Annotated in this window: 7 protein-coding genes and 1 pseudogene; 3 read left to right on the top strand and 5 right to left on the bottom strand. The window is 59.4% G+C overall.

The features are described 5' to 3' along the window. Positions 1-360 precede the first annotated feature (360 nt). Genes RDN66_RS14000 through RDN66_RS13985 form a run of 4 tightly spaced genes read right to left on the bottom strand, consistent with a single transcriptional unit; the run spans position 361 to position 6967 of the window. Entirely contained in the window at positions 361-1956 is a 1596-nt protein-coding gene (locus RDN66_RS14000) for a cyclic peptide export ABC transporter (protein WP_202216598.1), read from the bottom strand. A 31-nt stretch (positions 1957-1987) separates the two neighbouring features. Beyond that, positions 1988-3979 (bottom strand): Fe(3+)-hydroxamate ABC transporter permease FhuB, encoded by a 1992-nt coding sequence (fhuB, locus tag RDN66_RS13995; RefSeq protein WP_202216599.1) that lies wholly within the window; start codon positions 3977-3979, stop codon positions 1988-1990. Continuing rightward, entirely contained in the window at positions 3972-4829 is an 858-nt protein-coding gene (locus tag RDN66_RS13990) for an iron-siderophore ABC transporter substrate-binding protein (protein WP_308537931.1), read from the bottom strand. The genes fhuB and RDN66_RS13990 overlap by 8 nt, the downstream gene beginning before the upstream one ends. 2 nt (positions 4830-4831) lie before the next feature. Beyond that, positions 4832-6967: a TonB-dependent siderophore receptor gene (locus RDN66_RS13985; RefSeq protein ID WP_308537930.1), complete on the bottom strand. Its 2136-nt coding sequence runs from the start codon at positions 6965-6967 to the stop codon at positions 4832-4834. Positions 6968-7145: 178 nt separating this feature from the next. On the opposite strand from RDN66_RS13985, the gene RDN66_RS13980 reads away from it, so the two are divergent. Continuing rightward, positions 7146-7898, top strand: a complete 753-nt coding sequence (locus tag RDN66_RS13980; RefSeq protein ID WP_202216644.1) for a helix-turn-helix domain-containing protein — start codon at positions 7146-7148, stop codon at positions 7896-7898. Between the two features lie 225 nt (positions 7899-8123). Next, on the top strand, positions 8124-8459 hold the full coding sequence (symE, locus tag RDN66_RS13975) for an endoribonuclease SymE (RefSeq protein ID WP_202216645.1): 336 nt from the start codon (positions 8124-8126) through the stop codon (positions 8457-8459). A 63-nt stretch (positions 8460-8522) separates the two neighbouring features. On the opposite strand, the pseudogene RDN66_RS13970 reads toward symE, so the two are convergent. Continuing rightward, positions 8523-8744 (bottom strand): annotated as a pseudogene (locus tag RDN66_RS13970) (DUF5375 family protein); the annotation flags it as partial. 82 nt (positions 8745-8826) lie between these two features. Between RDN66_RS13970 and RDN66_RS13965 the strand changes: the two are divergent. Then, on the top strand, positions 8827-9069 hold the full coding sequence (locus tag RDN66_RS13965; protein WP_199979593.1) for an ogr/Delta-like zinc finger family protein: 243 nt from the start codon (positions 8827-8829) through the stop codon (positions 9067-9069). Positions 9070-9143: the final 74 nt, after the last annotated feature.

Raw genomic sequence — 9143 nt, 5'->3', positions numbered from 1 at the left:
TGTTAAAGAGCAGTGCAACACGGCTTTCGCTCACTGTTGCGAGGTGGCGTATATTACGCTTTCCTCTTTCAGAGTCAAGCGTTTAATTTCGCTTTTCTCTGTTGAGATTCTCAGGAGAACCTCGCTGACCCGGCGGCTTGTTTGCCGTTGTTCCGTCTCAGTGGGGCCGCATTATAGGGAGTTTCTTCAGGGCCGCAACCCTTAAATTGCAGAAAAATGACTGACTGCTGCAATCCCCAGCAGAACCCCGCCTTATACCCATTTACACACAGAGTTATCCACAAATCTCATCTATTCTTATCGTCTCTGCGTATCTCCCCCCTTCTTTATAGAGAGGGAAACGGCTTATCGCCCCACCCACTATTCAACAATACGCCCCGATTCGAGCTTGATAATCCGGTCCGCAAGGTGGAAATAGCGATCGTCATGGGTGACCGCGATAATGGTTTTCCCTTCAGCCTTCAGCGCCGGAAGGATTTCCTGGTAAAACACCGCTTTGAATTCCGGGTCCTGGTCAGCAGCCCACTCATCGAACAGGTAGATCGGCCGCGCTTCCAGCCAGGCCTGCAACAAAGCCAGCCGTTTGCGCTGCCCTTGTGAGAGCGCCGTCGTGGAGAAACGTCCGTCCGCAAACCGGACCTTATGGCCGAGCTTCAGCCGCTCGAGTAACTCCCCTACCTGTTCCGCCGTGCGTTCATGCACAAACGCCACGTTATCGAAAAGGAAGAAATCATTGAACACCACCGAGAAGCATTGCCGATATGCCTCCTGCTGGTCATCGGCAATCAGCTGGCCGTTTAGGCGCAGCGCTCCGCTGTCGGGCGGATAGATCCCCACCAGCAGATTCGCCAGCGTCGTTTTCCCACTGCCGTTACCGCCGACGATAAAGACCAACTCGCCCGGCGTAAACGTCAGGTCGAGCGGGCCAAGGGTAAAGCGTTCACCATCTTCCCCTTGATATTGATAACTCACCCGCTCCAGCGCCAGCGAAGTGAACGGCCCTTCTGGCAACGGACGCTGCGCCTGCTCCGGCGGCAGCGCCGCCTGAAGCTGCTGCACCCGCTGCATCGCCACCCGCGCGCTGGCGATCGTCGGTAGCGACGACAGCACGCCCTCGACGGGCACAATCATATAAAGGAAGATCATCACGTAGCCGGTAATCGCCGCCGGTTGCAGCGTTAACGCTTCGCGCAGGCCAAACAGCACCAGGCCGATAAACACAAAGAACAGAATGCTGCCCCAGCTCGTCGCCAGCCCATACAGGATATAGCCCCGCGTCCGCTCCCGGCGCACAGCTTCAATATTCTCCGCCAGTTCACCGTCCACAAAATGCCGCCGACGCGCGGCGTTAAGCCGATATTCACGCCCGCCGTCGAACAACGTTTTGCACTGCTGAATGAGCGTGTCTTCCCGTCGCCGGGATTGTCGCAGTAGCCCAAGCGCACGCCCGTGTGCCGTCTGATACCCCAGCGTACCGAGCGCAATCGCCAGCAGCGCCAGCCCCAGCACGCTCAGAGACAGCGTCGCCAGGTAAATCAGGCACCCGAGGATCACCGCGCTATAGATGAAGAGATTCGGCAGGTTGACGAAAAAGACCACTAGCGTATCGAGATCCTGCGTCAGCACCGAAATAGTCCGCGCCATTCCGGAACGTTCCAGCTGTAGCCAGCGGGTTTCACTCACCCGATGCGTCAGCTCACTACGCAGCCGCGCTTTTACCTTCTGCCCAAGATACATAAAGGTGGTTTGCGAGATAACGCGGGTTGCCAGCATCAGGCAGGCCAGCAGCGCAAACTGTATTCCCGGCGCCAGCCAGCCGTGTACAGGCGGCAGATTCAGGCTGTGGTTAATCATCGCCAGCAGCGACGCATTGCTCAGCCCGCTAATCAGCCCGGCAACCACGGCCAGCAGCAGCCAGCCGCCGACCATCCGAAATAACATCAACAACAACGACATGCCCGTTCCTTTTTTATAGTTTGCTTATTTATTACATCTGATGAGATGACGGTCTGTTTCTGCCACGAATCAGCGGCCAGACCAGCAGCGGCACGCCGATGAGCGATGCCACCAGCCCCACCGGTAGCTGGCGCGGATAGAGCGCATTGCGCCCCAACCAATCGGCAACGGTCATGATGCAGGCGGAAAGCAGCACCGCGGTGTAGAGCTGCGCCAGTACGCCCTTCACGCCAACCCGGCGCGCCAGATGCGGACCCAGCAGTCCGATAAACGACACCGGCCCCACCAATAAAGTGGCAAGCCCGGTCATCAGCGCCGCCAGCGCCAGCACGCCGAAACGGGCACGCGGCAGCGAGATGCCAAGCGAACCGGCCACGCTGCCCATTGGCAGCAGCACCAACCAACGACGAAACAGCGGGGTTATCGCCAGCAGCACCAGCGTGGCGATAAACAGCACCTGCGCCAGAGAGGCGCTGATGTAGTAGGTACTGCCGGTCATCAGCGGCAGCAGCACCGCGCTGGCCGAAAGGTTATTGAGCATCACGATGCTGACGGCGGCCTGACATAGCGCATTCAGCGCCAGCCCGTTAAGCAACACGCGCTGAGGGTTAAACGCGCTGCGTCGGCTATTCCACATCGTCAGTAGCAAACTAATAAGCGCACCTACCAGGCTGCTTAATAGTAGAAAGGCACTGCCCTGAGTGGGGAACAACAGGATATAGACGGTGACGCCCATCGCCGCGCCGCCGCCGATGCCCAGCACCTCCGGGCTCGCCAGCGGGTTGCCGCTCACGCGTTGCATCAGTACTCCCGCGCCCGCTAACAGCGCCCCGGCGCTGATGGCGGCCAGCAGGCGCGGAACCCTGAGCGGCAGCAACTGCGTCAGCTCCTCATAGCTTGCCCAATGCCAGTGGCCGAGTCCGAGCCCAAGACAGAGTGAAACCACAATGGTGATAAGCAGTACGGCAACGGCAAACCACGGTACCCAGCGGTGGGTTGAGGCATCCGCCGTCAGCGGCGACGGGGAAGTATCCGGGACATGCTGCCGGGCATGGCGCGCCAGCAGGATCAGCAGCGGCCCGCCGGTGAGCGCGGTCAGCATACCCACGGGCAGCAACTGGCCATTCAAGAGCGAAACCCGGGATACGCAGAGATCGGTAAACCACAGCAGCCCCGCTCCGGTGAGCGCACTGTGCAACATCAGCTGGCGCGACGTGCGTGCGCCGCCAAAGCGAGCAAGATGCGGCGCGGCCAGGCCGATAAACCCAATCACCCCGACGGCATTAACCACCAGCGCGCTCATCACCAGCGCCAGCAACACCGCAGCGCTGCGAATTTTCAGCGGCGACGCGCCCAGGCTACTGACCATGGTTTCCGGCAGTTGCAACAGCTCCAGCGGTCGCCACAAAAAAGCCATCGCCAGCAGGCAAAGCGCCAGCCAGGGCAGCAGCGACATCAGCAGATGGCTGTCCTCCTGCGCCAGCGAGCCGCCGCCCCACATCAGCACGGTCAGCAGAAAACGATCGTTGATGATGGCGATAAGCATCGTCAGCGCGCCGCACCACAGGTTGATCATCATCCCGGCCTGGATCATCACTAAAGGCGAGAGCCGCTGCCGCCAGCTCAGCGCAAGCACCAGCAGCAGCGCGGCCAGCTCGCCCACCACCACCACCGCCATTTTGGCGTCGGTCAGTAATAGCGGAAACCAGAGCGATGCCAGCCCCAGCGCCAGCGTCGCGCCGGAAGTCATCCCGAGCGTAATCGGCTCCGCCAGCGGATTGCGCAGCGCCCGCTGCATCAACCAGCCGCAGAGGCCAAGCGTCGCCCCACCGACAATCGCCATCCCCTGCCGCGGCAGCCACATGCTGTGCAGAATAATCGCCGAGGGCTGGAGGCTATTGGCATATAGCAGCGCGCGCAGGCCGCCTTCGCGCAGCACATCGCTACCGGCGAGTAACAGCGCCGCCAGCCACAGCAGCGTGATGAGCCCCCATGAGAGGCGGCGGGAATAGGGTTCATGCATCGCGCCACCCCGCGACAAAGGGATAGAGGATATCGGCGAAACGTCCGGCGGTGATCAGCGCGCCGGTATCGCTAATCGGCTGTTCAATCACCGCCATCGGATACCGCGACGTCACCGGCAGGCGCTGCCACAGCGCGCTTTGCCGCCAGCAGGCAACGGCGTCACGCTTGTCGTCATCGACCAGTAAGATAAGCCGGGCATCCACCGTGGCGATACTCGTTAACTCTACCAGCACCGCCCCTTCCGCCCCACGGCTACCCTGCCAGGCATGACGCAGGCCGCAAGCGGCCAGCACATCGCCGGGCAAACTTCCCGGGACATAGAGCCGCAGATGCAGCGCATCGACGGGCGTGGCGCAGAACACCGGTTGCCGCACCGTCTGAGCAACCTTGCGCACGTGGGCTATCTGCGATTGCAGATTATTGAGCAACACCTGCGCCTGCGTTTCCCGTCCGAAGACATCACCAAGCTGGCGCGTCGCTTCTATAAAGGAGGCAAGCCCGTGCGTTGGCAGCGTTAGCGTCGGCGCAATTTTTTCCAGCGCGGGCTTCAGCAACGTATGTTGGGGAGTTATCACAATGCGGTCAGGCTTTAAGGCGTACAGCGTTTCGAGGTTCGGCTGAAACAGCAGCCCTAAATCCTGCACCGTGGAAGGCAGCGCAGGCTGCGGGATCAGTTTGCGATACCAGTCGGGCGCCGAGACGCCAGCGGGCGTGATACCGAGCGCGAGGATCATCTCCGTCAGCCCCCAGTCCAGCACCGCCAGCCTCTGCGGGGCCGCAGCGCTCCCGGCCCACGACATCGCGGGAGCCAGCAGCGCTGCGGTTAATAACGTGCGTCGTGAGAGCATCGTTACCACTTGTAGCTAACGGTTGCCGTCAGCTGACGTTTCATCGCGTATTCACAGCCGTTGTTCTGGCAGGTGGCGAGGTAGGTTTTGTTGGTCAGGTTCGCGGCGTTCAGCGCAACGCCCCATTCACGACAGTCGTAGCCCAGGCGCGCATCGTAGACCGTGGCCGCCGGTACCTTCAGGCTGTTGTCGGTATTGGCGTAGCTGCTGCCGACATAGCGCACGCCGCCGCCGATGGAGAAGCCGTCCAGCGGGCCGCTCAGCGCATACTGCGTCCACAGCTTGGCGCTGTTGCGCGCAATGCCAACTGGATGTTTGCCTTCGGTGCCGTCGTTCGCGCTGATCACTTCCGGATCGGTTAACGCGTAGGAGGCCAGAACCGACCAGGCCGGGGTGATGTTGATCTTGCCGTCCAGTTCAATCCCGCGGGATCGGATCTCACCGGTCTGCACGCTGTAGTTGGCGTGATCCGGGTCCGGCGTCGCGACGTTGGTTTCTCGCAGGTTAAACAGCGCCAGCGTAAACAGCGCATCCAGCCCAACCGGATCGTACTTCAGGCCCATTTCCGTCTGCTTGCCTTCCGTCGGCTTAAAGCCGTGACCGTAAAAATCGGTCGTGCTGCTTGGCACGAACGAGGTCGAGTAGCTGACGTACGGCGCTAAACCGTTATCGAAGTGGTACAGCAGCCCGGCGCGTCCGGTGGTCGCATAGTCGTTGCTTTCGGTACGCGCGTCGGTCAGCAGGTTGGTGTTCTTGGTTTTCGCCGCGTCGTAACGCCCGGCGAGGTTCATTATCCAGTTTGCCCATTCAAGCTGATCCTGCAGGTAGAACCCGGTTTGATCGAGCGTGGAGTGGGTGCTGCTGGTGAAGGCAGGCACTTCAACCGGGGTGCTGTAATCCGGGTTGAGGTAGTTGATCGGGCTGGCATCACCGTAGCCCGCGCGGCTGCGCACCGAGCTGTGCATCCGGTCAATCCCAGCCAGCAGCGTGTGCTGTACAGGGCCGGTTTGCAGATGGAACTCCGCCTGGTTATCCACGGCGAAGTTGACCATGGTCTCCTGCAGGTTCATCGAGTAACGGTCGATCAGCGGCGCATCCGCATGGACGCCCCATGGGTAGACCATCAGGTAATCGCCGGTGCTGCTGATATAGCGCAGGTTCTGGCGGAAGGTCACCGTGTCGTTAAAGTCGTGGCGGAACTGATAGCCGATGCTGCCCTGCTTGCGCTCATAGCTGTCAAAGCCCGGCTGACCGCCGTAGAACTTGCTGGAGATCTGCCCGTTCGGGTTATAGGTCAGCGTGCCGGAGGTAGGCATCTGATTGTAGAACCCGCTGTCCGGGTCTTTACGCAGCTGCGCCAGCACCGTCAGGCTGGTGCGATCGCTCGGCTGCCAGGTGAAGGATGGCGCAATGTCATAATGCTGATAGCGAGTGTGGTCGACCTGCGTTTCGGTATCGAAGAAGGTTCCCGCCACGCGGCCAAGCAGCGTGTTGTCGTCGGTCAGCGGGCCGGTGACATCAAAGCCGGTGCCAAACAGGTTGTTGTTGCCGGTGGACATATACACTTCCCCGCCAGGCTGGGCCTGCGGGGTTTTGCTCACCATATTGACCACCCCACCCGGGTTGGCCTGGCCGTACAGCACCGACGATGGGCCTTTCACCACTTCAATGCGCGACAGCAGGAACGGGTCCCACGCCGGACGGCTCCACCAGGCTTCACGCGGCAGACGCAGGCCATCGAGATATTCGTCGGCTTCAAAACCACGCACCACGATGGTGTCAAAACGGGTATCCGGCCCGGCGTTTTCCGATGCCACGCCGGAGACATAGCGCAGCGCCTCCGGAATGGTTTTCGCCGCCTGCGCCGCGATTTGCGCTTGAGTGACCACGGCGATACTTTGCGATGTGCGGCTTATCGGCTGGCTGGATTTCGTTCCAGCAGTCGCGTTATGCGCCACCAGTGAACTCTCATCATCCTGCCCCTGCGACGGTGCCGCGGCGGTGACCACTATTGTCTGTTCTTTTGTGCTATCGTGACCGTTATCCGCAGTGAACGCTTGCCCGCTGTACCCTGCGATGATCGTACATGCCAGTACTTTCAACGGTTTATCCCTGAAAAGCTTGCCAACCTGATTCATAGCATTTCCGACTGTTATTAGAATTGGATGGAAATGATAATTATTCAAATTTAAAAGAGAAGCCCGTCCGTGGCAGAATGGCGTTACTGGCCACCAGGATGTCGCCATGCGGACAAAAGTTGTCTCTAAACGCAGCAGTAAGCATAAATGGTGAGAATCAGACAGAGGGCAGGTGAAGATGACCATTCCGAACGCGATTGAAGGGCTGCGCCAGCTCAAATACGCACCGGGCAGCGAAGAGCCGGTTCACCAGCACGAACAGGGGCAGCTGATTTATCCGCAGAGCGGCGTGGCGAAAATCGTCACTCCGCAGCATATCTGGCTGCTGTCGCCCGGCCGCGCAATCTGGCTACCCGGCGGGCTGCCGCACGGGCTCCAGGCCGTGGATCGCGTGGTGACGCAGAACCTGTACCTTAGCCCGCAGGCGTCACGCCTGTTTGGCAATCAGTGCCGCGGCCTGGCCGCCACTCCCCTACTCCACACCCTGATTGATGCCGGGCTTGAAGATGCCATTCCCCCTGAGCGGATGGCCCTGCTTCAGGCGCTACTGGCCGACGAGCTACAGCGACTCCCCGCCGCCGCGCTGTGCCACGTGACCCTCCCGAGCGACCGCCGGGTACGTCAGGTCTGCGATACGCTGTGCCGCGAGTTGGATCATACCGCGACTCTCGCCTGGTGGGGGCAAAAGGTCGGAGCCAGCGAACGCACGCTGGCGCGCCTGTTCCGCGAAGAGACGCACCTGAGTTTTTCCGAATGGCGGCAGCAGATTCGCCTGCTGGAAGCGGTGTGCAATCTGGCGCGCGGCGTGGCGGTGAATACGCTGGCGCAGGAGCTGGGCTATGCCAGCGCGAGCGCGTTTATTGCGATGTTCAGGAAGAAGTTGGGGGTGTCGCCGCAGCGGTATATTCAGGCGGCGATGGTGATGTCGTGATTTTTCGGTTATCTATTTTCATTATTAATATGGAGACTGTTTTTAATAGATAAAATTAATAATGGTTTCCGGTTTTATATTTAATAGCGTTTATTACGTTTTATTTTCGGCTGGCTTTTATTTCCTGCACTGGGTATATTTACAGGTGTTATTTTACGCGATGCGGGTGTGCGCCAACACGCCCGCATCGCTAATCACAATTACTATTTAAAAGGAATAGTAACCATGACTGACGTCGATTGTATTGTAGATTCGTTTGAACCAGAAGTAGTGGATGGAAATAAGCGGAATTTAACCGTGAGTTATGCGAGCCGCGCGCCAGATTATCATCGCGTTCCGGCGGTGATGATGAAGGGGCAATGGCTGGAAGCAGCAGGGTTTGCCACCGGCACGAAGGTTGAAGTGCGGGTGATGAAGGGATGCATGGTGCTGACGGCGGTGGAAGCAGAGGCTGACGAGGTGCTGGAGACAGCGCGGGTGGTGGGGAAGTTGCCGGTGAGGAAGCGGAGGCAGGTTAGGGAGTTTATTGGGGTGATTGCGGGGAAAGGGAGTCGGGGGTGAAGGGGGGAGATTAGGCGCTGAGAGGCGCCTTTTTGTTGGCTGCTTATTTAGGGAAAGCCGTATTTATGGTTGTTTGGCACTGAGATATTTACCACTTACTTCCAGTACGACGAGGCCGAGAAAAGACAGTGATGGCGCGGTTTTCAGCGGGCTGGCTTCCATTAAATCTTCCAGTAAGGCACAGGCAATCGTGCGGCCTTTATCCTCGCCATGCTGGCGCAGGTAAAAACCCTCCAGTTCGGCGGCAATGGCACCCTCCAGCGCATCGAGAGTGAGGTGTGGGTATGAAACTGTATAAAAGCCCTGCCCAGAGAACGTTGCGGGCTAAAGAACTGGCGCAGAAGAAACAGCCGCAGGGGGTGAAGCCATGATGCGCTGTCCGTACTGCAAACAGGCCGCCCATGTTCGCACCAGTCGTTACCTGTCGGATAACGTCAAACAGAGCTATCTCCAGTGTGTGAATGTCTTCTGCTCCGCAACCTTTCGCACCATCGAATCTATCGACGAGGTGATACGGCCACCGGCGGAGGAAAAGCCAGAACCGGCGCAGACAGCGCCAGTGACCCCGCCCCGAATTCTGGATTGCGCTCGCTCATCGCTGCGCCACTGATTCAGGAGAAAAGAAAATGATACGAGCACCACTGGAGCAGGCCTTTGAAACCTGTCAGAAGAATAAATCGGACT

The organism is uncultured Kluyvera sp., assembly GCF_902485085.1.
Taxonomy (GTDB): Bacteria; Pseudomonadota; Gammaproteobacteria; order Enterobacterales; family Enterobacteriaceae; genus Kluyvera; species Kluyvera ascorbata.
Note: the sequence above shows the minus strand (reverse complement) of the source record. Positions and strands in the feature narration are given on the sequence as shown.

Coding starts and splice junctions, on each gene's coding strand:
- RDN66_RS14000 (WP_202216598.1), bottom strand. CDS start 1,956: ATGTCGTTGTTGTTGATGTTATTTCGGATGGTCGGCGGCTGGCTGCTG.
- fhuB (WP_202216599.1), bottom strand. CDS start 3,979: ATGCATGAACCCTATTCCCGCCGCCTCTCATGGGGGCTCATCACGCTG.
- RDN66_RS13990 (WP_308537931.1), bottom strand. CDS start 4,829: ATGCTCTCACGACGCACGTTATTAACCGCAGCGCTGCTGGCTCCCGCG.
- RDN66_RS13985 (WP_308537930.1), bottom strand. CDS start 6,967: ATGAATCAGGTTGGCAAGCTTTTCAGGGATAAACCGTTGAAAGTACTG.
- RDN66_RS13980 (WP_202216644.1), top strand. CDS start 7,146: ATGACCATTCCGAACGCGATTGAAGGGCTGCGCCAGCTCAAATACGCA.
- symE (WP_202216645.1), top strand. CDS start 8,124: ATGACTGACGTCGATTGTATTGTAGATTCGTTTGAACCAGAAGTAGTG.
- RDN66_RS13965 (WP_199979593.1), top strand. CDS start 8,827: ATGATGCGCTGTCCGTACTGCAAACAGGCCGCCCATGTTCGCACCAGT.